Genomic DNA, 20,399 nt, shown 5'->3' with positions numbered 1-20,399 from the left:
CAGTGTCGGCAGCCGAACGGGTATGACGGAAGGTTTAGGGGCTCCCACATCCAAGGGTGGTTCATGAGCACCGAAACCCAGAACGACGGGGACGACCTCGAAGACCGCGTCGCGAACTTCCTCCGACGCAACTTCCCGCAGATCCAGATGCACGGCGGCAGCGCAGCGATTCAGGACATCGATCGCGAGAGCGGCGAAGTCAGCATCGCCCTCGGTGGCGCGTGCAGCGGCTGCGGGATCTCGCCGATGACGATCCAGGCGATCAAGAGCCGGATGGTCAAGGAGATTCCCGAGATCGAGAAAGTCAACGCCTCGACCGGTATGGACGGCGGCGAAGCCGACATGGGTGGCGGCGGCATGAGCCCCTCGTTCCCCGGCGAGACCGTCGACGACGACGGCGAGGCCGACGAAGGGCCGGAAGCACCGTTCTGAGCACCGGTCGTCCCGCGTAGTTCGAACCGTATTTTCGCTATTTTAGCCGCCGAGAGCCGGTCGTACAGCCGGTCCGGCGGAGGGTAACGTTACTCGAGCGTGTCGCACAGCGTTTACGCGTCTACGTCGTTCTCTCCGTTCTCTCGGAGAGCCGTGATACGCCGGCCGATCGCTCATTACTCGCTCGCCACTCACTCATGACAGCAGCATGGAGACTGACCACGGCCCGCTCGACGTGACGCTCCGGGGACCAGGGGAGCCCGAAGTCGTGGTCGTCGCCGGCGTCCACGGCGACGAGCGGAGCGGCATTCGCGCGGTACGCCGGCTGCGCGAGGCCGACCTCGAGCTCCGACGGGGCGTCGCGTTCGTCCTCGCCAACCCGGCCGCGATCGCGGCCGACGAACGCTACCTCGACTCGGACCTCAACCGCGTGTTCCCCGGCGATCCGGACGGCGACCGGGAGGAACGGATCGCGGCGCGACTCTGCGAGTTCGTCGAGGGGCGGACGACGCTCTCGTTGCACGGGACCGAAGCCGAGCCCACGCCGTTCGCGCTCGTACACAGCGCTCAGGAACGCGAGTTCGAACTGGCCTCGGAGCTGCCCGTTCCACACGTCATCGATCACTGGGGAGTCAACGAGCACACGATCACGACGTGTGGCTTCAGCGTCGAGATCGAGCTCGCCGCCGAGAACTCCGAGGAGGTGGCCGCGACCGCGGAACGGCAGGCCCGCGCGTTCCTCGAGCGGGTGGACGCGCTCCCCGGAGAGCCGCCCGAAGCCGATCCCGACTACTACCACATGGGCGAGTCCGTACCGAAACCCGACGGATCGTCCTACGAGGTGCACGTCGAGAACTTCGAACGCGTCCCCGAAGGGACCGCCTACGCGACCGTCGACGGGGAGGAGCTGACCGCCGACGAGCCCTTTTGGCCGCTACTGATGTCCGCGGACGGCGCCGAGGACATCTTCGGCTACCGGGGACAGAAGATCGGTGACTCGCTCGCGGAGGTCAGAGAGACGTGGATCGGTGCGGAACGGGATTCGCGAGGGTCCGACTAGCGCTCCCGCGACGATCCGGAGCGAATCGAAGCGAGGGCCACCGCCGTCACCGGAGCTCGCGTTCGCGCTCCCACGTCCGTACCAGCGACGTCAAGACCCGGTTCGTCGGTACTTCGAGTCCCTGCTCGGATGCTCGATCGACCACGTAGCCGTTGATGGCGTCGATCTCGGTGCGCCGCTCGGCGCGGACGTCCTGGTGCATCGAGGACGTGTTCGCGGCCGTATCGCTCGCGACGGCCTCGAGCGCGGCGAGCGCCTCGCGGTTCGAGAGCCCGACGTCGCAGGCCCGTGCGACCCGCGCCGTCTCGCGGGCGGCCCCGCGAGCGAGGTCGCTTCCCTCGGCCTCGAGGACGGCCGCGTTGTCGGTCCGCGCCAGCGCCGTGACGGGGTTGATCCCGGCGTTAACGGCGAGTTTCTCCCAGAGACGGCGGGGCATATCGTCGGCGACAGTGGTCTCGAGACCGGCCGCAGCGAACGCCGAACCGATCCGGTCGGCGCGGTCCGAGCGGCCGCCGTTGCGCGCGCCGAGGACGAGCTCGCCGATCCCGGTGCACTCGACGCGGCCGGGAGCGTGCAGGATCGCGCCGTAGGAGGCGGTACCCGCGAGCACCGGCGCCTCGAGGCGGGCGGCGAGCGTCTCCTCGTTTCCCATCCCGTTTTGCAGCGAGAGGACGGCCTCGTAGTCGCCCGTCGCGAGCGTCTCGGCGGCCGACGCCGTGTCGAACGCTTTGACCGCGACGATCGCGAGGTCGGCAGCGAGCCCCCGTCCGTCGGTCGTCGCTGACGGGGTGACCGTCGCCTCGATGTGGCCCGACAGTTCGAGGCCCGACTCGCGAACGGCGCCGACGTGGGGGTCGCGCCCGACGAGCGTCACGTCGTGTGTCGGGTCGCGCGCGAGCGCGCCGCCGACGAGACTGCCGAGGCTGCCGGCCCCGAAGACGACGATCTCCATGGCCAGGGGTCCGTGCGGAGCGATAAAAACGGTTTTCGTCCGGACGTCGTCGCGTCGCGAGACCCGCCGCGTGCGACATCGTCGTTCCTTTCTGCCGGTACCGGTCCGATCGACGCCCGCTCAGTCCTCGGTCCAGTACATCAGGTTCTCCCGCTCGGTGTTGCAGTTCGGGCACTCGTCGGGCAGTCCGTCGTCGATGTCGCCCATCTCGCCGCACTCCATGCAGCGCCACATGAGTTCCGCCTCGCCGAACTCGTGGCCCGAGCGGGCGTGTTCGACGCTCATCGCCTCGGCTCCCTCGCGCGTGGTAACGAAGAAGCCGCTCTGCTCGAAACCGCGAATCGTCCCGAGTTCGTTCCCGTCCTCGTCGTAGACGACCTGCCCGAAGTTGAGGTCGCGAACGTCCTCGACGGCTTCTTGCTCGCCCTCCTTCGCCGGTGTCTCCCCAGTTTCGACCATATGTGAATCGACACCGGCGACGGCGATAAAGTCACAGCGCGCATTGTGCGAACGGCCGCTCGAGGATCAGTACCGGCCCGTGACGAGCGATCGGTGAGCGGTACGGAAGGGGAGCAGAATTGTAAACCGAAACCGAGCTGTCAGGAAGTGATGGAAGGGATACCCGCGATAATAGAAAACAATATACATCCCCCGTATAGATAGCCATGGCATGATACGTACCCGCACGCTCGATTCGCCCGACGGTCGGCGGTCGGCTAGCCGACGCGGTATCGGTGACGAGGCGGTGAGAACGGTACCGACTATTGCAAGGGAAAAGGTGGACAACGATCGAGCGCTTTCGGTGGACGTGTCGATTCAGACGCCTTCGTTCGGTCGTCAGTTCGATCGCCGTCCGATCGTCGTCCCGTCTCCGAGCCGTCCCGTCGATAGCGAGGGGCGATTATGACGGGAACCGGCGTCACCACCGTCGGTGACTGTCGGATCGCCTACCGGCGCGCGGGGACGAGCGGCCCCCCGATCGTCCTCTGTCACGGCGCCGGCATCGACGACGCGACGGTCTCGTGGCGCCACGCCATCGACGCACTCTCCGAGGACTACCGCGTCTACGCGATCGACTGGCCGGAGTACGGCCGCAGCACCGGCTCGGTCACCCACACGATCGATACCTACGTCGACGTCCTCGACGGGTTCCTCGAGTCGCTCCCCTACGAGCGCGTCTCGCTGGCTGGGATCTCGATGGGCGGCGGTGCAGCGCTGGGCTACGCCCTCGAGCGCCCCGAGCGAATCGAGCGACTGGCGCTCGTCGACAGCTACGGACTGGGCGGGCGACTGCCCAACGCGCTCCCGTGGAAGCTGCTGTCGCAGGTCCCCGGGATGACGGAGTTGGGCAAGATCGCCGCCGGCGCCACCACCGATAGCGTCAGACTGGTCCTCGATAGCCTCGTCGCCGACTCCGGCGGCCTCTCCGACGAATTCGTCGACGACGCCCGAGAGAAACTGATGGAACCGGGATCGATTCAGGCGTTCAAAGAGTTTCAGGGGAACGAACTCTCGTACGACGGCCGCGTCGCGACGAACTTCGTCGACGATCTCGACGACCTGTCGGTCCCGACGCTGCTGATCCACGGCGAGGAGGACCCCCTCGTCCCCCTCGAGTGGTCGGTACGGGCCGCGAACCGTATCCCGGACGCCGAACTCGACGTCATCGAGGACTGCGGCCACTGGGCGCCTCGAGAGCGCCCCGAGCGGTTCAACGAGAGCCTCCGAAACTGGCTCCCGGACCGCCGCTGTGCGCCGACGATCGACTACCCGACGGCCGAGATGCCCGGGGTCACTCGAGTCGGTAACTGAGCGAACGCATCTACGTTTCTAACTGTATGGCCGAGAGCGCGGCTCGAGCACTGCGAGAGCCGCGCGACTCTACGGAAGAGCAAGCTCTTCCGAGCATCGCGGACGCGTAGCGTCCGCTCAACGGGGGAGGGCAGGCGATTCACCGGTAGTCGCCGCGAGCGACCGAAGGGAGCGAGCGGGCCGACGACTGATGTGGAGGGACGCTCTGCGTCCCGGAACGGAAGGAGGAGTGCTTTTCATCAAAGTTTTGCCGAGTGCGGTCGCGGAGCGACCGCACGCAGAGCAAAAGTTTGGTCTACATGAAGTCTTCAATACCGCTCTGCTTGTTCTTGTCGTTCTCGAAGATGCTCTCGAGGGATCGCTCGAGCACTTCTAACCGCTGTTTCGTGTAGGGTCGGCAGTCGTACTCGTCGGCCACCTGAATCGCGGTCTGCATGTACTTGTTCACCGAGCCCTTGTGGACGGTGAGATTGACCCGGCCGCCGCACTCCCGGCAGTCGCCGGTCAGGGGCATCCGCCGGAACTTCTCGCCGCAGTCGAGACAGCGGGTCTCCTGCCGGGAGAACGCGCGCAGGTTCCCGATCAGGTCCGGGAGGAAGTGGTACTCGATGACCCGTTCCGCGACGTCGGTCTCGTCGACGGCTTCGAGTTTCCGCGAGAGCTCGAGCTGGGCGTCCATCTTGTCCATCATCGAACCCAGCGTCTTGTACGCCGAGAGGTCGGGCCCCATCGCGATGTCGGTGGTGTCGTGGGTGTGTTCGAAGCCGGTGTACTCGAGGTCGGTTCCGAGGTTCGCCTCGGCGATCTGGACGTCGACGTCCTCGGGGTCGGCCTGCTCGCGGGTCGCGAGGTAGAACTCGCGGGGGTACTGCGAGACGACGTCCATGTTGTGGGCCTCGTCGTCGATCTCGGAGGGATCGATGCGGGAGGACATGACGAGGGGGGCGTCCATCTTCCCCCCGCGCTGATCGGGCAAGAAAGACTTACTGAAGTTGAGAAGTCCGTCGAGAAGCAGCATCACGCAATCCTCGTCACCGTCGCAGTTCCGCCGCTTCGCGGCGTGAAAGTACGGATGAGCGTATCCGACCGCCGCGCTCGTGAAACCAATCACCCTCCCGACAGTTGCTGCCGAGGTGTGGGGCGCCATCCCGAAGACGAGTTCGCCGACCAGCTCTTGCCGGTCCTCGAACTCGTAGAACGGCTCGAGGCCGTAGTACTGCTCCAACAGGTCGTCGATGAAGTCGGCCGTCTGCAACATGTGCTCGGCCGCGCCGTCCGAGAGGACGATGTCCTGCACCTTGAGTTCGACCAGCTGGTCCTCGTGGGTCAGCGGATCGCCGTGGATGTCCTCCTCGTAGCCGAGCGACTGGAGCTGACCGACGTCGACGTCGAGTTCGCTGGCGCGGACGGACGTGACCGGGAGGTCGGTCATGTCGTAGCGAACGGTGCCGTCCTTGAACGCCGAGACGTCGTGTTTCGCGCGCAGGATCCCCTTCTCGATGGGTTCGGGGATCTTGTTCGTCGAGGACAGCCCCTTGACGCCTTTGAGGATGTCGAAGGCGTTCTCGCGTTCCCCGACGGACTCGAGGGCGGAGCGGAACTCGTCGTTGACGTCGATCTCGCGGACCTCGACGCAGGTGCCCTCGCGTTCACAGCGGTCGCACTCGACGCGGCCGGCGTCGTCGGGCTCGAGGGACTCGTCGCAGTCGGGACACCGATAGTCCGGTTCGGTCCGCGCGTCGCAGTCGGGACAGCGGTTCTTGAACGTCTCCGTCGCGCAGTCGGGACAGCGCTGGCGGCCGACCTGCAGTTCGACGACGCCGGGCGTGTCCGACATCGTCTCGGCGTGTTTGGCGGCGTCGGCGACGTTGCGCTGTGCGCCGCCGGCCTCGCCGATCGGGAACAGCGTGTGCACGGGCGGGCTGAGGTCGCGGCTCTCGGACTTCTCCGGGCGTCCCATCCGATTGCCGATCCGCGTGGGGGCGCGCTCGCGCACCTGAAACGGCGCGACTTCGTTGACGGCCTCGACGGCGTTGGCGCCGGCGGGTTCGTCCTCGCGGCCCCAGTTACGGGCGCGGTCGGAGAGGTCATCGTCGGACCAGGTGCGCTCGAGTTCGATGACGGGGCGCTCGCCGCCCTCGGGTTCGAGCGCGGCCCCGTCGGCGACCGCCTGCCGGGGCTCGCAGCCGACGGTGCGGACGAACGGCCGCCAGTCGTCGATCTCGATGCGGTCCGCGTCGGGGCGCTGGCGGTGCTCGATGACGATCGTCTCGAGGGCGTCCGCGACGGCGTCGTCGTGCGCGAGGACGAGGACGCTGTCGTCCCCGTTGCCGTTCACGCTGCCGTCGCCGTCCCGCTCGATCCGCCCGTCCGCGACCGACGCGGCGAGGCCGCAGAAGGCGTCGACCGAGATATCGTGCCAGAGGTAGGTGTACTCCGGATGCAGCGGCGCGTCGTACTCGAGGGCCCACTCGAGGGCCTCCTCGGGGTCGGGGAACTCGAGGTCGATCCGGGGGTCGTCCGCGAGGGCCTGCACGTCGGCGCCGGCGGCCTCTAAGTCCTGGATCCACCACTCGTAGGTGTAGGAGGCCGGGGCGAGCGGATGGTTGTTCTCGACGAACTCGCCGTAGTTGACGAGGTACTCGCCGAGGTCTAAGATCTTCTCGACGCCGTTTCTGATCTCGAGAGCGTCGTCGGGGTCGTCGATCCGCCGGACGTCTCCGTTGGCCAGTTTGACGGTCGGCCCCTCGATGGAGTCGACGGGGACGACGCCGGCGGCCTTGCCGGGTCGTTCGGTCTTGATCTGGGTGCCGGTCGCGAGGAAGTCGTCGACCAGGTGCATCGCGGCGGGGTGGACGCCGGCGGTCGCGAAGCCGTGGTTGCGCGCGCGACCGTAGCGCAGTCGAAAGCCCCCTTCCGCACAGGGGTGAGAGAAGACGGGCCGCCCGGCGATCAGGTCCCGGAGGAACTTCGTGGATTCGTCGACGCGCGGGGGTCCCTCGGGGCCGTCGGCGTCGGACTCGGCGTCGCCGCCGTCCGCGCTCTCCGCGTCGCCGTCGTCGGCCGCGTCGTCTTCGTCGCCGTCGTCCGCGCTCTCCTCGTCACCGGCGTCGTCGTAGTAGTTGCCGTCGATGAGGTCCTGCAGCCACGGCCAGTCGACCTCGTCTAAGTTGCGGGTGTAGCGCTGGATCTTCGGGGCCTTCAGCGCGATCCCCTCGGCCATGACCAGACACATCCCGCCGCGGGCGCTGTTGGTGTCGACCCGCTCTAGGTCGCGGAAGCCGGAGACCTCCTCGTCGCCCGTGGCTTCACCGTCCAGCATGATCGGCATGTGCTCGGCGATGAACTTCGTCTCCTTGTCCTTGGGCGTATATTGGAGCCCGGTCTCCTTGTCGTAGAGGGCGATCTCCTCGGCATAGCGCTCGATCTCCTCGTCGCGGGCGCCGTACTGTTCGATGCCGACGAGCGCGCGGGTGTAGTCGGCGACGAGCACCGAGAGGGCCTGCGCGGTCCCGCCCGCAGAGCGGATCGGACCGGCGTAGTAGACGTTGACGAACTCCGTCCCGTCGTCGTTCTCTAAGATCTCGACCTTGTCGATCCCCTCGATGGGGGCGGCGACGACCCCTTCGGTCAGGAGCGCGACCGCGGTGCGGACGGCGCCCTCGACCTTGCCGGCCTTCGACTCGTAGTCGCCGACCCGTCCCTCGGCGAAGTCCTTCGCCAGTTCCAGGGCCGCCTCTTCCCGGCTCATCTCGCCCTCGAGTTCGCGGACGCGCTCGGCGACGCCGTCGATCCCGAGGATGTTCTCGACGCGGTCGGCCATGTCCCGCGCGGTCGGGATCTCGACTTCCGGTTTCGGATCGGCGCCGCGCTCCTTGGCCCGCTCGGCGACGTCGAAGGCCTCGTCTAACTGGGACTCGAGTCGCTCGAAGTAGCGCTCGTCTGCCTCGCGCATGTCAGAGCCACAGGTCCAGTTCGGTGGTCTCGTCGTACTCGCGCTCGAGGGGCTCCTCGAAGACGCGCATGTGGACCTCGCCGGCCCAGACCGTCGCCTCGTTCAGGTGGCCGGCGTACGTCGTCCCCTCGTCGTCCGAGAGGACGACGTGGGTGTGCGCGAATCGCTCGTCATCCAGCCGCGAGACGTTGCCGACGCAGCTGGCGACCTCGAGCGGTTCGTCGAACTCGATCGGGTAGTACTCGCACTCCGCCTGGTCGTAGAACCAGAGTTCGGCGTCCTGCACGGCGCCGAGGGCGGTAAACCAGGCCGCGTCGGCCTCGACCTCCTCGGCGAGCGACTCGATCTCGGCCCGCCAGTCGGCGCCGTGCTCGAGGCGGGCGACGTACTCGTCCGTCGTCTCGACGGCGCGGTAGTTCATACTCAACATCTGTACCGGCCCATAGAAAAAGCTCTCCGGTTGGCCACCGTGGAGCGATCGCTCCCCCGAGTCGCCGGAGCACGAAACCGACAACGAGAGCGGACAGTCGGGCGCGGTATCGGGAGAGTACAACGAGAGTGGACGATTCCGTATATAAGTATACGGCATGTCCCTAACATATCCACGATTACTCATATTCCAACAACCATCCACGCAATTTCTCCAATAATTTTGATAGGTGGCAAAAGCTATATTCGTAGTGTCATACCATATCATACGTTATGGTGCAACGCAGCATAGAACTCTCTCGACGGCAGCTCCTCGCCTCGGGTGCTGCGGTCTCCGGAGCAGCGATCGCAGGGTGCATCGGTGGGGGAGGCGACGGCGGCGACGACGCCTTCCAGTTCACGCAAGAGCAATCGCGGGAAGACCAGTTCGATCCGATCGTTTCGAACGACGTCTACAGCTTTCAGGTGATCAACCACGTCTTCGACGGGCTCTACGAGTTCGGCGAGGACCTCGAGCTCCAGCCGAAACTCGCGACGGGCGAGCCGACCGTCGAGCGCGAGGGAACGCGCTTTATCTTCGAGATCGAAGAGGCGGCCGAGTTCCACAACGGCGACGACGTGACCGCCTCGGACGTCGCCTACTCGTTTACCGCCCCGGTCGAGGAGGAGACGGAGAACGCCGCCGAGTACGACATGATCGAGAGCACTGAGGTCATCGACGACTATCAGCTCCAGGTCGACCTCGGCGAGGACCCGTACGGTCCGTTCGAGCTCCAGACGATGGGCGTGTCGGTAGTCCCCGAAAGCGTCCGGTCCGAAGACCCCGAGGCGTTCAACAGGAACCCGGTGGGGAGCGGGCCGTTCACCTTCGAGGCACTCGAGGGCGATTACGTCGAGATCGCCCGATGGGACGACTACTGGGACGATCTGGAGCCGAACTTGGAGCGAGTCCGCTTCGTGGCCCACGACGACCCGGCGGGACGCGTCTCCGACATCCGGTCCGAGAACACCGACGTGATCGCGGGCATTCCGAACGACGACTGGAACGTCCTCGAGAGCGAGCAGGGCGTGAACCTCCACTCAGCGGAGAGTGCCACGTACATGTACATGGCGTTCAACTGCAACGAGGGGCCCACGACCAGCCCCGAGGTCCGCCGAGCGGTCGCCCACTCGTTCTCGATGCAGGACTTCATCGAGTCCAACGCCGCGAACGTGACGTCGCCGATGTACAGCCCGATCCCGCCGGTCGTCAACGAGGTCTGGGGATTCCCCGAAGACGAGTACCAGGAGCTCCTGCCGGGGTACGATCCCGACGAGGCCCAGTCGCTGTTAGACGAGCACGCGCCCGACGACTTCGAGCCGACGATCATCACGCCGGAGGGGATCCGCGCGCAGCTCGCCGAACGGATCGCCACGCGGCTCGACGAGATCGGCTACGGCGCCGACGTCCAGCAGCTCGACTTCTCGACGCTCGTGGACACGTACACCACGGGCAACGCCGACGACTACAACATGTACCTGCTGGGGTGGAGCGGCGGTCCCGACCCGGACTTCTACCTCTACTCGCTGTTCCACGAGAGTCAGGAGGAGCTCAACCAGGGCCACTTCTACGAGGGCAGCGACGGCTTCCACGAGGGGCTGGCGCAGGCGCGTAATATGGCCGATCAGGAGGCGCGCTACGAGATCTACGAACCGATCATCCGGGAGATCGTCGAGCAGCTCCCGGCGCTGCCCGCGTTCACGCAGGACAACACGATGGCCTCGCGAGACTACGTGCAGGACCTGCAGGCGCACCCGGACTCCACGTACAACCCGACCCTCGCCTCGGACTACGCGAACGTCTCGATCGAGTGAACGAACCGAGCCCGAACACGGTGTTCGGGCCCGTCGATCGAACCCCGGCGGACCGCCCCCACCGCCGGCACCGGAACGGCGACGAGATCACTACCGACCCGCGGACCAATGAAACTACTCAAATACACGATATACAGGATCTTACAGGCGATCCCCGTTCTGATCGGGATCTCCGTCATCACGTTCCTGCTGGCGAACCTCGGACCAGGTGATCCGGTCAGCCTCATGCTGCAGGGACAGGAGCACACCGAAGCACAGGTCAGGGCGATCGAACAGCGGTACGGACTCGACAGACCGTTACACGAGCGGTACGTCACGTACATGGCCGGCCTGTTGCAGGGCGATTTCGGCCGGAGCATCTACTACCGGCGCCCGGTCGCGGACCTGATGCTGGAACGGATCGGACCGACGCTGCTGTTGGTCCTGTCGGCGTACGCGTTCGCGCTCGTGACGGCGATCCCGCTCGGCATCATCGCCGCGAACAAGCGCAACGAACCGACCGACCACGTCTCGCGGATCGTCGCCCTCTTCGGCGTCAGCACCCCGTCGTTCTGGATCGGGATCGTCCTGATCCTCATCTTCGCGGTCAAACTCGGCTGGTTCCCCTCGAGCGGGCTCGTCTACCCCTGGCGACCGCCCAGTGCCGTTCGGGGAATCAGCGGGTACCCCGAGCTCTACTACGAGACGATCAGGCACCTGCTGTTGCCGATGATCGCGCTGGGGACCCTCCAGATGGCGACGATCATGCGCGTCGAGCGGACGCAGATGATCGAGTCCCTGCAGGGCGAGTACGTCAAGCTGGCCCGCGCCTACGGCGTGCCCGAGCGGACGATCCTGCGAAAGCACGCCTTCAACGTCGCCCAGCTGCCGATCATCACGATCGTCGGACTGAACCTGTCGACGGCGATCGGCGGCGCGGTGCTGGTCGAAACGGTGTTCAACATCAACGGCATGGGTCGGCTGTTCGTCGACGCGATCGCCCAGAACGACTACCAGCTCGTGATGGGGATCACGATGATGCTCGGGTTCCTGTTCGTGATCGGCGTCATCGTCACCGACATTTCCTACGCGTACGTCGACCCGCGCGTTACCTACGGAGAGAGTGAATAACATGGCAGTCGGCGAATCACAGATCGAAAGCGGCTCGGAATCGGTCCCAGAGGACGACGAGGTCGAAGCCCGCGTCGGCTGGCGGTACACCGTCGCACAGGTCAAACGGGACACGACGGCCCGCTGGGGGCTGTACATCGTCTCGTTCGTGCTATTCGTCGCGGTGTACGCCCTGATCGACAGCAACCTCTCGCGGCTCACGTTCGGGCACGTGTCGAACTATCGGTTCGCGCAGCTGCTCCCGATCTTCGACCATCCGACCCACATCCCGCCGCCGGGCCAGGGCCAGGAACACGTCCCGCCGTACTTCCCGCTCGCGGAGCAGTCGTGGAACCCGTTACCGGCCGGCGGCACCCTCGAGCACCCGCTGGGGACCGATCGCGCCGGCCGGGACTACTTCACGAGGATCGTCTACGGGACGCAGGTGTCGGTGTTCGTCGGGCTGATCTCGGCGTTCATCGGACTGCTCGGCGGGACGCTCATCGGCGCCACCGCCGGCTACTACGGCGGTCGAATCGACGACGTCCTGATGCGGGCCGTCGAGACGGTCTACTCGATCCCGCCGCTGATCCTCATCATCGTCTTCACCGTCTTCGTCGGCGGGGCGAACATCTGGTACGCGGTGCTCGGCGTCGGAATCACGTTCGTGCCGGTCTTCGCCCGCATCATCCGGAGCCGGGTCCTGAGCATCCGCGAGATGGACTACATCGAGGCGGCTCGGGCGGCGGGCGTCAAGGATCGCAACATCATCCTCAGGCACGTCATTCCGAACAGCTTCGCGCCGGTGCTGGTGTACGCGACGCTGCAGATCGGCGTGACGATCCTCATCGTCGCCGGCCTCTCGTTCCTCGGCTACGGCGCCCAGCCGCCGACCCCGGACTGGGGCGCGATGCTCAGGACCGCCCACGGCTACATGCACTCGAACGTCTGGCTGTCGATCTGGCCGGGAATCGCGATCATGATCACCATCATGGGCTTCAACCTGTTCGGCGACGGCTTACAGGACGCCCTCGACCCGCGGATCAACGACTAACATGAGCTCCGAACCACTCCTTCGCGTCGAGAACCTCAAGACGCAGTTCTTCACGGAAGCCGGTACAGTGCGCGCAGTCGACGGGATCTCCTTCGAGGTCTACGAGGGCGAGATCGTCGGCCTCGTCGGCGAGAGCGGCGCCGGCAAGTCGGTCGCCTCGATGAGCCTGCTGCGGCTCGTCGAGGACCCCGGCGAGATCGTCGCCGGCGAGATCACCTACAAGGGCGAGACCATCTTCGGCCTCGAGGAGGGACCGAACGGCGAACTCCGGGAACGGGACGACGTGCTCTCGAACGAGGAGATCCGGACCCGAATCCGGGGCAACGAGATCGCGGTGATCTTCCAGGACCCGATGGAGTCGCTCAACCCCGTCTTCACCGTCGGCGGACAGCTCCGGGAGTTCATCGAACTCAACCGCGGGCTCTCCGAGGAGGAGGCGAAGGCGGAGGCGATCGACATGCTCCGGGAGGTCGGCATCCCCGATCCCGAGCAGCGCTACGAGGAGTACCCCCACCAGTTCTCCGGCGGGATGCGCCAGCGCGTGCTCATCGCGATGGCCTTAGCCTGCGAGCCCAGTCTCATCATCGCCGACGAGCCGACGACGGCGCTCGACGTCACCGTGGAGGGCCAGATCCTCGATCTCGTCGACGAGCTCCAGGCGAAGTACGGGACGAGCTTCATCTGGGTCACCCACGACCTCGGCGTCGTCGCGGAGATCTGCGACCGCGTGAACGTGATGTACCTCGGCGAGATCATCGAGCAGGCCTCCGTGGACGACCTGTTCTACGACACCCAACACCCCTACACGAACGCCCTGCTCGACTCGATGCCCCGCCCCGACCGGACCGTCGAGGACCTCGAGCCCATCGAGGGCGTGATGCCCGAAGCGATCGACCCGCCCTCTGGCTGTCGGTTCCACCCCCGCTGTCCCGACGCGCGGGAGGTGTGCAAGCGAGTCCATCCCGAGCCGAAGGTCGTCGCGGACGGCGACGGCGAGCCCCATCGAGCGGCCTGCGTGAAACACGACGCCTTCGACGTGGGCTACGACGAGAGCCCGCCGCTCGAGGGACGGGAGCCGACGCCGAGCGGGGAGGAAGCCGCCGGCGCCGACTCGAGTCTCACCGCGAACCCGACGACCGACGACGGCGGAGGTGAGGGCCGTGAGTAGCGGGCTTCGACTGGGCGACGACAGCGGCTACGAGGGGGACGGCCCGCTGCTCGAACTCGAGGGCGTCTCGAAGCACTTCGCCCAGGAGTCGGGGCTGTTCGCGGGGCTGCAGTTCGATCCGGATCGGTTTCCACCGATCAGCGTGGACCACGGGAGCGTTCAGGCGGTCGACGACGTCTCGCTCGAGATTCGGCCCGGCGAGACGCTCGGGCTCGTCGGCGAGTCCGGCTGCGGGAAGAGCACGCTCGGCCGGACGATCCTGCGCCTGCTCGAGCCGACCGAGGGGGACATCTACTTCAAGGGCGAGAATCTGGCCGACCTCGGCGGCGAGGAGCTGCGGCGGACGCGCTCGGACATGCAGATGATCTTCCAGGACCCGCAGTCGTCGCTCGATCCCCGCATGAAGGTCGGGCAGATCATCGAGGAGCCGATGCGGGCCCACGACATGCTCGACGACGAGGGGCGGGAGGCGCGGGCGAAGGAACTGCTCGAGAAGGTCGGGCTCGATCCGCGCCACTACAACCGCCATCCCCACGCGTTCTCGGGGGGACAGCGCCAGCGGATCAACCTCGCGCGGGCGCTGTCGGTCGACCCCGACTTCGTGGTCTGTGACGAACCGGTCTCCGCGCTCGACGTCTCCATCCAGGCCCAGGTGATGAACACGATGGACGAGCTCCAGGAGGAGTTCGGCCTGACCTACCTCTTCATCGCCCACGATCTCTCGGTCATCCGCTACGTCTCCGACCGCGTGGCGGTGATGTATCTGGGCCACATCGTCGAACTCGCGGAGAAAGAGGAGCTGTTCGAGAACCCCCAGCATCCCTACACGAAGGCGCTGCTGGAGTCCATCCCCGTCCCCGATCCGCGCGAAGAGGGCGTCCGCGGCGTCCTCGAGGGAGAGGTACCGAGCCCGCAGGACCCGCCCTCGGGTTGTCGGTTCCGAACCAGATGCCCGCGGCTGATCGCCCCCGACGAGTACGACCTGACCGACGAGGAGTGGGCCCACACCCGCGCGTTCATGCGCGCGGTCAAACGCCGGACCTTCGAGGCGATGCCGGCCGACGAGCTCCGCCGGGAGTTCTTCGGCGGCCAGCCGCCCGGCGGCGAAGCCGGCGAGATCGTCGCCGAGGCGATCGACCGGCTCGCGACCGACCGCAACGGCGGCGACGGCTCGGCCGGTGCGGGCGGCGGGGCCGTCACCGAGGACGACTGGGACGAGGCGGCCGCCCTCCTGCTCGAGTCGTTCGCCGAACGCAGTATCTGCGCCGAGGAGCGACCCGCGTACGAACTCGAGCCGGCCGTCGGGTCGGGCGAGCACTTCGCCGCGTGTCACCTCCACCGCTGACGGTTCGGCATCGATACCGCCGTTGTATCTGATTTAGTACCATTGTGAACTGCTCTCTAGGACCGGAAATTAGTGTTGATAAATCACCCGAATTCGGCATCGAAGGAGTCTAAAGCGCCCGTTCGTCAGATAACAGGATCTCTGTCCAGTACCGCTGGAACCACACCATCTTTCATTTCGAAAATACTTATATGCGTGCCGCACTTCTTTACTCATACATGAGTAAGATACTCGCCACCGTCACGGCAGGCACGCAGCGATTCGCAAAGGCCCGACGAACGATCCGCCACTCCCCCGACTTCGGGGACGACCGAACGACGAACGAGGACGGCAGTCCCGCGACGCGTATCCCGGCCGGCGGTCTCCTCACCGGGTGAGGACGACGGCGATGTCCGCCGCCCGCGATCGCGACCCCTCTCCTTCCACTCGAGACTGACTTCGTAGCGACCGCGCCGATCGCAGCCACCGGCCTCCGCTGGCTCGACAGTCATTCGCACGGAGTCGTATCGTTCGACCGCCTCCCGCAACCAGCGTTCGACTCCCGTTTCGGTTCCACTCGAAGCGACCGTTCTAGTCGCCTGTTATTGCCCCAGAGGAATGGGTGAAACCACTTTGACAGCCGACGGTGTAGCGGGCGGTATGGAGCTTCGACCGGCCACCCTCGAGGACCGTTCGGCGATCAGGAGCGTCGCTCGCGACACCTGGCACGAAACGTACGACGAACTCGAGTCCGACGCGATCGACGAAACGATCGACGACTGGTACGGCGACGAGCGACTCGAGGAGTCGCTGTCGAAACCGGGAACGGCGTTTCTCGTCGCCGAAGTCGACGATGAGGTGGTCGGCTTCACCCACGGCGTCGTCAGCGGGGCAGAGGGCGACGTCCTCCGAATGGCGGTCCATCCGGACCATCAGGGACAGGGGATCGGGACGGCGCTGCACGAGCGGCTCTGCGAGGACTTGCAGGACTTCAATATGGAGCGCGTGCGGGCGATCGACCTCGCCTCCAACGAGGGCGGCCAGGAGTTCTACGAGCGACAGGGGTTCGAGCGGACCGGCGAGGGAACCGTCGAGATAGGCGGCCAAGAGCGCCGGGAAGTCGTCTACACGCTCGAACTCTGACCGTCGGGTAGCCGGCATTCGGACCGAACGACGGGTGAGCGTCGCTCGAGCGACTGTTCTCGAGACGCCGCGCCGACCGCCGACCGATCGCTTGCGATCGCTAGTACTGGGAGCGGACGGCGGCGAACACGGCGTAGCCGACGCTCGCTGTAGCGGACAGTCGATCGATCGTCGCCGCACCGACCGGCAGGGGCCACCAGCAACTATATAGCGTATGCTACTAAACCTATGTTTAGAGATGTCTAATCTTTTGTGGAGCCCCTCACAAACGGCGGGTGAGGTCCCGTGAACGAACTGCTGACCGTCCTGCTCGAGTCGCTACGGGACGGCTACGTCCAGGTGAGCGCGTTCGTCGCGGTGACGGTGCTGGCGTTCGGACTGATCCAGTACCGGACCGACGGCGCCGTGCTCTCGACCATCGAGGAGAACGAGCGACTGCAGGTGCTGTTCGGCGGCCTCCTCGGGCTGACGCCCGGCTGCGGCGGGGCGATCGTCGTGATGCCGCTGTACGTCCGCGGCACGGTCAGCTTCGGGACCGTCGTCGCGACCCTCGGCGCGACCGCGGGCGACTCGGCGTTCGTCATCCTCGCGCTCGCGCCCGAAGCCGCGCTGTACGCCTACGCCATCGCCTTCGCGGCCTCCGTCGCGACCGGCTACCTCGTCGACTCCGTCGGGCTCGGCGTCACTCGAGTCGACGACGCCGTCGCGAAGCTCTCGCCGGCGATGGCCGACGGCGGCACCGTCGTCAACAGCGGTGTCGGACCGAATCCCGCCCACGACTACGGCGGCCCGGCGCCGGCGCACGCGCACGAAGCCGGCCCGGATCGAACGTCTCGGGTGCTGACCCCGCTCTCGCACCTCGCGCACGTGCTGTGGTGGGTCGCGGCCGTCGCGGGGCTCGTCCTCGGAAGCCTCTACCTGCTGCGCGGCGGTCCCGAGGTCGCGCTGACCGCGGGCCTCGGCTTCGACGGGCTCTTCACCGTCGTCGGCATCGTCGGCGCGGCGCTGTCGCTGTACCTCTACGCGGTCGGCCGCCACTACGTCGGCGAGGGCGAGATCGCCCGGGCGCGGGACTCCTTCGGGTCGATATACGATACGCTCACCCACGCGGCGATGGAGACGAGTTTCGTCACCGTCTGGGTGCTCGTGGCCTTCCTCGTCTACGAGTACGCCGTCCTCCTCACGGGGATCGACGTCACCACCGTCGCCGCGGCGGCGGGGGTGCTGGCGCCGATCGGCGGCGCCGTCGTCGGCCTCATTCCCGGCTGTGGCCCGCAGATCCTGCTGGCGAGCGTCTACGCCGAGGGCGGCCTGCCGTTCTCGGCGCTGACCGCCAACGCGATCGCCCAGGACGGCGACGCGCTGTTCCCGCTGCTGGCCGTCGACGCCAGAGCCGCGATCGTCGCCACGATCTACAACTTCCTGCCCGCCGTCGTCGTCGGCGTCGCGCTCCACCTCCTGTGGGCGCCCGTCTTCGGGATGGCGGAGTACGGTTTCGGCGTGCTGTAAGCTCTAGAATCTTCGGGAGAGGACTACTGAGTGATTGGCAATAATCTACCGCTTCCTCGTATAGCGCAAACACATCGTATTCGATGCCCGTCTCCCGAATTTTCGTAGAGACAGACTCCAGTTGCTCGTGGCGATTTTCCGGATCAGTTTCGGCTTTTGATCGGAATCTTTCTGAGAGTAGGTTCTCGAAAGCGGCCCCCGGCTCGCGCGTGTCTACCGACTTCACCATCCATCGGTCGTCGGCCCGCTCAGAACTCCTCGGTCGGCGGCGCGATTCCCTCGTCTTCGTCGCTTGCGAGATCGAACTCCTCGCGGACCTCCCGAATGCGGTCCCGAATGTCCGCGGCGAGTTCGAACTCGAGGTTGCTCGCCGCTTCGTCCATCCGGTCCTCGAGTTCGGCGATGTAGCGTTCGGCCTCCTCGTCGTCCGCGATGTCCCGACCGGAGACGCTCGAGGTCTCGGTCTTGCTCCCCGGGAGGTTGGTCTCGCCGACCTCCTTCTCGATCGTCGTTGGCTCGAGGCCGTGTTCCTCGTTGTACTCCTGCTGGATCCGGCGGCGCCGGCGGGTCTCCTCGATCGCCGACTCCATGGCGTTCGAGGGGTCGTCGGCGTAGAGGACGACCTCGCCGTTGACGTTTCGCGCCGCGCGACCCATCGTCTGGACGAGCGTCGTTTCGCTGCGGAGGAAGCCCTCCTGATCGGCGTCCAAGATCGCTACCAGCGAGACCTCGGGGATGTCCAGCCCCTCCCGCAGGAGGTTGATCCCGACGAGGACGTCGATCTCACCGAGTCGCAGCGAGCGGATGATCTCGTGGCGCTCGAGCGTGTCGGTCTCGTCGTGCATGTACTCGACGTTCACGCCGGCCTCCTCGAGGTACTCCGTGAGGTCCTCGGCCATCCGCTTGGTGAGGGTGGTGACGAGCGTGCGCTCGTCGCGCTCGATGCGCTCGTCGATGCGGTCCATCAGGTCGTCGATCTGGCCGCTGGCCGGCGAGACCTCGATCTCGGGGTCGACGAGGTGGGTGGGCCGAACGATCTGTTCGACGATCTGGTCGCTCTCCTCGCGCTCGTAGTCGCCCGGCGTCGCCGAGACGTACAGCGTCTGGTTGGTCTTCTCCTGGAACTCCTCGAACGTGAGCGGCCGATTGTCGTACGCCGTGGGGAGTCGAAAGCCGTTCTCGACCAGCGAGTCCTTGCGCGACTTGTCGCCGGCGTACTGTCCGCGGATCTGGGGTAGCGTGACGTGGGACTCGTCGACGACGGTCAGGAAGTCGTCCGGGAAGTAGTCCAGCAGCGTGTACGGTGCGTCGCCCGACTCGCGGTCCGAGAGGTAGACCGAGTAGTTCTCGATCCCCGAACAGTAGCCCGTCTCCTGCATCATCTCGAGGTCGAAGCTCGTTCGCTCTTCGATGCGCTGGGCGGCGATCATGTCGCCCTGCCGCTCGAAGTAGGAGATGCGCGAGTCCAGATCGTCTCTGATCTCGTCCATCGCCTCCTCGAGGGTCGTCTCCGGGATCGAGTAGTGCTCCGCCGGGTGGACCAGCACCGCCTGCTGGTCGCCCTGGGTTTGCCCCTCGAGCGGATCGACCTTGACCATGCGGTCGATCTCGTCGCCCCAGAGCTCGACGCGCACCGCGTACCGGCCGTACATCGGGTAGATCTCGACGGTGTCGCCGCGCACGCGGAAGGTGCCCTGCGTGAAGTCGACGTCGTTGCGCTCGTAGTTCAGGTCCACCAGCCGCTTCAAGAGCTCGTCGCGGCCGACCTCCTCGCCGACTTCGAGTCGCATGGACATGTCGACGTAGTTGCGCGGGTCACCGAGGCCGTAGATGGCCGAGACCGAGGCGACGACGATGACGTCCTCGCGGGTCAGCAGCGAGCGCGTCGCGGAGTGGCGCAGGCGGTCGATCTCGTCGTTGATCGAGGCGTCCTTGTCGATGTAGGTGTCGGTCTGCTCGACGTAGGCCTCGGGCTGGTAGTAGTCGTAGTAGGAGACGAAGTACTCGACGGCGTTCTCGGGGAAGAGGTTCCGGAACTCCTCGTACAACTGCGCGGCCAGCGTCTTGTTGTGCGCGATTACGAGGGTCGGCTTCTGGATCTCCTCGATCAGCCACGAGACGGTGTTGGTCTTCCCGGAGCCGGTCACCCCGAGCAGGGTCTGTTTGTCCATCCCCTGCCGGAAGCCCTCGGCTAACTGCTCGATCGCCTCGGGCTGGTCGCCCGCGGGTTCGAAGGGCGCGTCGACCTCGAACGGTCGATCGACGTCGGGACGATCCGGCTGGAGAGGGCCTCGAGAATCGGAGTCGCTCATTAGCGGGATCAGGGCCTCGAGGTACTTTACGCGCTCGCATTACGCGACTTCTCGGTAGACGAATCGAACCTGGACACCGTCTGCGAACTGATCGTCGAAACCGATGGAATGTGATCCGAAAGGGAGTGTTCTGCTATCGTGGCAACAGGGAATCGCCACACCCTCCCCAGCCGATTCGCTCACTGCGTTCGCTCATCCCTCGCACGGTGTCGTCGATCGGGCCTCGCTATTGCTCGGCCACGATCGACAGCGCGCGCCATCGCATACTGAAACCCGGTCCGAAGTGGAGTTGACGAACGTGGCGAT

At 66.1% G+C, this 20,399-nt stretch carries 16 protein-coding genes; 11 read left to right on the top strand and 5 right to left on the bottom strand.

Translation table 11 applies throughout. The features are described from left to right. The first annotated feature begins 63 nt into the window (after positions 1-63). Positions 64-432, top strand: coding sequence for a NifU family protein (locus WD430_RS07985; protein ID WP_339105491.1), 369 nt, complete (start codon positions 64-66; stop codon positions 430-432). 208 nt (positions 433-640) lie between these two features. After that, positions 641-1,492, top strand: a complete 852-nt coding sequence (locus WD430_RS07980) for a succinylglutamate desuccinylase/aspartoacylase family protein (RefSeq protein ID WP_339105490.1) — start codon at positions 641-643, stop codon at positions 1,490-1,492. A 46-nt stretch (positions 1,493-1,538) separates the two neighbouring features. On the opposite strand, the gene WD430_RS07975 is transcribed toward WD430_RS07980, so the two are convergent. Both WD430_RS07975 and WD430_RS07970 read right to left on the bottom strand, forming a co-directional pair. Beyond that, complete coding sequence (locus WD430_RS07975) at positions 1,539-2,444, bottom strand: ketopantoate reductase family protein (protein WP_339105489.1); 906 nt, start codon at positions 2,442-2,444, stop codon at positions 1,539-1,541. Between the two features lie 120 nt (positions 2,445-2,564). Beyond that, on the bottom strand, positions 2,565-2,903 hold the full coding sequence (locus WD430_RS07970) for a hypothetical protein (RefSeq protein WP_339105488.1): 339 nt from the start codon (positions 2,901-2,903) through the stop codon (positions 2,565-2,567). Positions 2,904-3,347: 444 nt separating this feature from the next. Between WD430_RS07970 and WD430_RS07965 the strand changes: the two genes are divergently transcribed. Then, on the top strand, positions 3,348-4,256 hold the full coding sequence (locus WD430_RS07965) for an alpha/beta hydrolase (protein WP_339105487.1): 909 nt from the start codon (positions 3,348-3,350) through the stop codon (positions 4,254-4,256). Positions 4,257-4,551: 295 nt separating this feature from the next. Here WD430_RS07965 and WD430_RS07960 read toward each other — a convergent pair whose 3' ends face one another. Then, positions 4,552-8,211, bottom strand: coding sequence for a DNA polymerase II large subunit (locus WD430_RS07960; protein WP_339105486.1), 3,660 nt, complete (start codon positions 8,209-8,211; stop codon positions 4,552-4,554). 1 nt (position 8,212) lies between these two features. Then, positions 8,213-8,632 carry a PPC domain-containing DNA-binding protein gene (locus tag WD430_RS07955; protein WP_339105485.1) on the bottom strand — a complete coding sequence of 140 codons (420 nt, stop codon included), beginning with the start codon at positions 8,630-8,632 and terminating at the stop codon, positions 8,213-8,215. 281 nt (positions 8,633-8,913) lie between these two features. Between WD430_RS07955 and WD430_RS07950 the strand changes: the two genes are divergently transcribed. The 8 genes from WD430_RS07950 (at position 8,914) to WD430_RS07915 (ending at position 17,781) form a co-directional block, all read left to right on the top strand. Continuing rightward, positions 8,914-10,494 (top strand): ABC transporter substrate-binding protein, encoded by a 1,581-nt coding sequence (locus WD430_RS07950; protein WP_339105484.1) that lies wholly within the window; start codon positions 8,914-8,916, stop codon positions 10,492-10,494. A 108-nt stretch (positions 10,495-10,602) separates the two neighbouring features. Then, on the top strand, positions 10,603-11,604 hold the full coding sequence (locus tag WD430_RS07945) for an ABC transporter permease (RefSeq protein ID WP_339105483.1): 1,002 nt from the start codon (positions 10,603-10,605) through the stop codon (positions 11,602-11,604). A gap of 1 nt (position 11,605) precedes the next feature. Next, positions 11,606-12,637, top strand: coding sequence for an ABC transporter permease (locus tag WD430_RS07940; RefSeq protein WP_339105482.1), 1,032 nt, complete (start codon positions 11,606-11,608; stop codon positions 12,635-12,637). Between the two features lies 1 nt (position 12,638). Next, the gene (locus tag WD430_RS07935) at positions 12,639-13,805 is read left to right on the top strand and encodes an ABC transporter ATP-binding protein (RefSeq protein WP_339105481.1); all 1,167 of its coding nucleotides are present in this window, start codon (positions 12,639-12,641) and stop codon (positions 13,803-13,805) included. After that, positions 13,798-15,150 (top strand): oligopeptide/dipeptide ABC transporter ATP-binding protein, encoded by a 1,353-nt coding sequence (locus WD430_RS07930; protein WP_339105480.1) that lies wholly within the window; start codon positions 13,798-13,800, stop codon positions 15,148-15,150. Before WD430_RS07935 ends, WD430_RS07930 begins: the two co-directional genes overlap by 8 nt. Before the next feature lie 218 nt (positions 15,151-15,368). Beyond that, positions 15,369-15,527 (top strand): hypothetical protein, encoded by a 159-nt coding sequence (locus WD430_RS07925; RefSeq protein WP_339105479.1) that lies wholly within the window; start codon positions 15,369-15,371, stop codon positions 15,525-15,527. Between the two features lie 262 nt (positions 15,528-15,789). Further along, positions 15,790-16,272 (top strand): GNAT family N-acetyltransferase, encoded by a 483-nt coding sequence (locus WD430_RS07920; RefSeq protein ID WP_339105478.1) that lies wholly within the window; start codon positions 15,790-15,792, stop codon positions 16,270-16,272. A 285-nt stretch (positions 16,273-16,557) separates the two neighbouring features. Then, positions 16,558-17,781, top strand: coding sequence for a putative manganese transporter (locus tag WD430_RS07915; RefSeq protein ID WP_339105477.1), 1,224 nt, complete (start codon positions 16,558-16,560; stop codon positions 17,779-17,781). A gap of 248 nt (positions 17,782-18,029) precedes the next feature. Here the strand turns inward: WD430_RS07915 and uvrB are convergent, their stop codons facing one another. Next, positions 18,030-20,093 (bottom strand): excinuclease ABC subunit UvrB, encoded by a 2,064-nt coding sequence (uvrB, locus tag WD430_RS07910; protein WP_339105476.1) that lies wholly within the window; start codon positions 20,091-20,093, stop codon positions 18,030-18,032. Positions 20,094-20,399: the final 306 nt, after the last annotated feature.

Source organism: Haloterrigena sp. KLK7, assembly GCF_037914945.1.
Taxonomy (GTDB): Archaea; Halobacteriota; Halobacteria; order Halobacteriales; family Natrialbaceae; genus Haloterrigena; species Haloterrigena salinisoli.
This window is presented reverse-complemented; position numbering and strand designations above follow the sequence as displayed.

Bases quoted from the DNA above. Each gene is read 5' to 3' on its own strand.
- WD430_RS07975 (WP_339105489.1), bottom strand. From the start codon at position 2,444: ATGGAGATCGTCGTCTTCGGGGCCGGCAGCCTCGGCAGTCTCGTCGGC.
- WD430_RS07980 (WP_339105490.1), top strand. From the start codon at position 641: ATGGAGACTGACCACGGCCCGCTCGACGTGACGCTCCGGGGACCAGGG.
- uvrB (WP_339105476.1), bottom strand. From the start codon at position 20,093: ATGAGCGACTCCGATTCTCGAGGCCCTCTCCAGCCGGATCGTCCCGAC.
- WD430_RS07935 (WP_339105481.1), top strand. From the start codon at position 12,639: ATGAGCTCCGAACCACTCCTTCGCGTCGAGAACCTCAAGACGCAGTTC.
- WD430_RS07970 (WP_339105488.1), bottom strand. From the start codon at position 2,903: ATGGTCGAAACTGGGGAGACACCGGCGAAGGAGGGCGAGCAAGAAGCC.
- WD430_RS07925 (WP_339105479.1), top strand. From the start codon at position 15,369: ATGAGTAAGATACTCGCCACCGTCACGGCAGGCACGCAGCGATTCGCA.
- WD430_RS07965 (WP_339105487.1), top strand. From the start codon at position 3,348: ATGACGGGAACCGGCGTCACCACCGTCGGTGACTGTCGGATCGCCTAC.
- WD430_RS07955 (WP_339105485.1), bottom strand. From the start codon at position 8,632: ATGAACTACCGCGCCGTCGAGACGACGGACGAGTACGTCGCCCGCCTC.
- WD430_RS07960 (WP_339105486.1), bottom strand. From the start codon at position 8,211: ATGCGCGAGGCAGACGAGCGCTACTTCGAGCGACTCGAGTCCCAGTTA.
- WD430_RS07985 (WP_339105491.1), top strand. From the start codon at position 64: ATGAGCACCGAAACCCAGAACGACGGGGACGACCTCGAAGACCGCGTC.
- WD430_RS07920 (WP_339105478.1), top strand. From the start codon at position 15,790: ATGGAGCTTCGACCGGCCACCCTCGAGGACCGTTCGGCGATCAGGAGC.
- WD430_RS07950 (WP_339105484.1), top strand. From the start codon at position 8,914: ATGGTGCAACGCAGCATAGAACTCTCTCGACGGCAGCTCCTCGCCTCG.
- WD430_RS07945 (WP_339105483.1), top strand. From the start codon at position 10,603: ATGAAACTACTCAAATACACGATATACAGGATCTTACAGGCGATCCCC.
- WD430_RS07940 (WP_339105482.1), top strand. From the start codon at position 11,606: ATGGCAGTCGGCGAATCACAGATCGAAAGCGGCTCGGAATCGGTCCCA.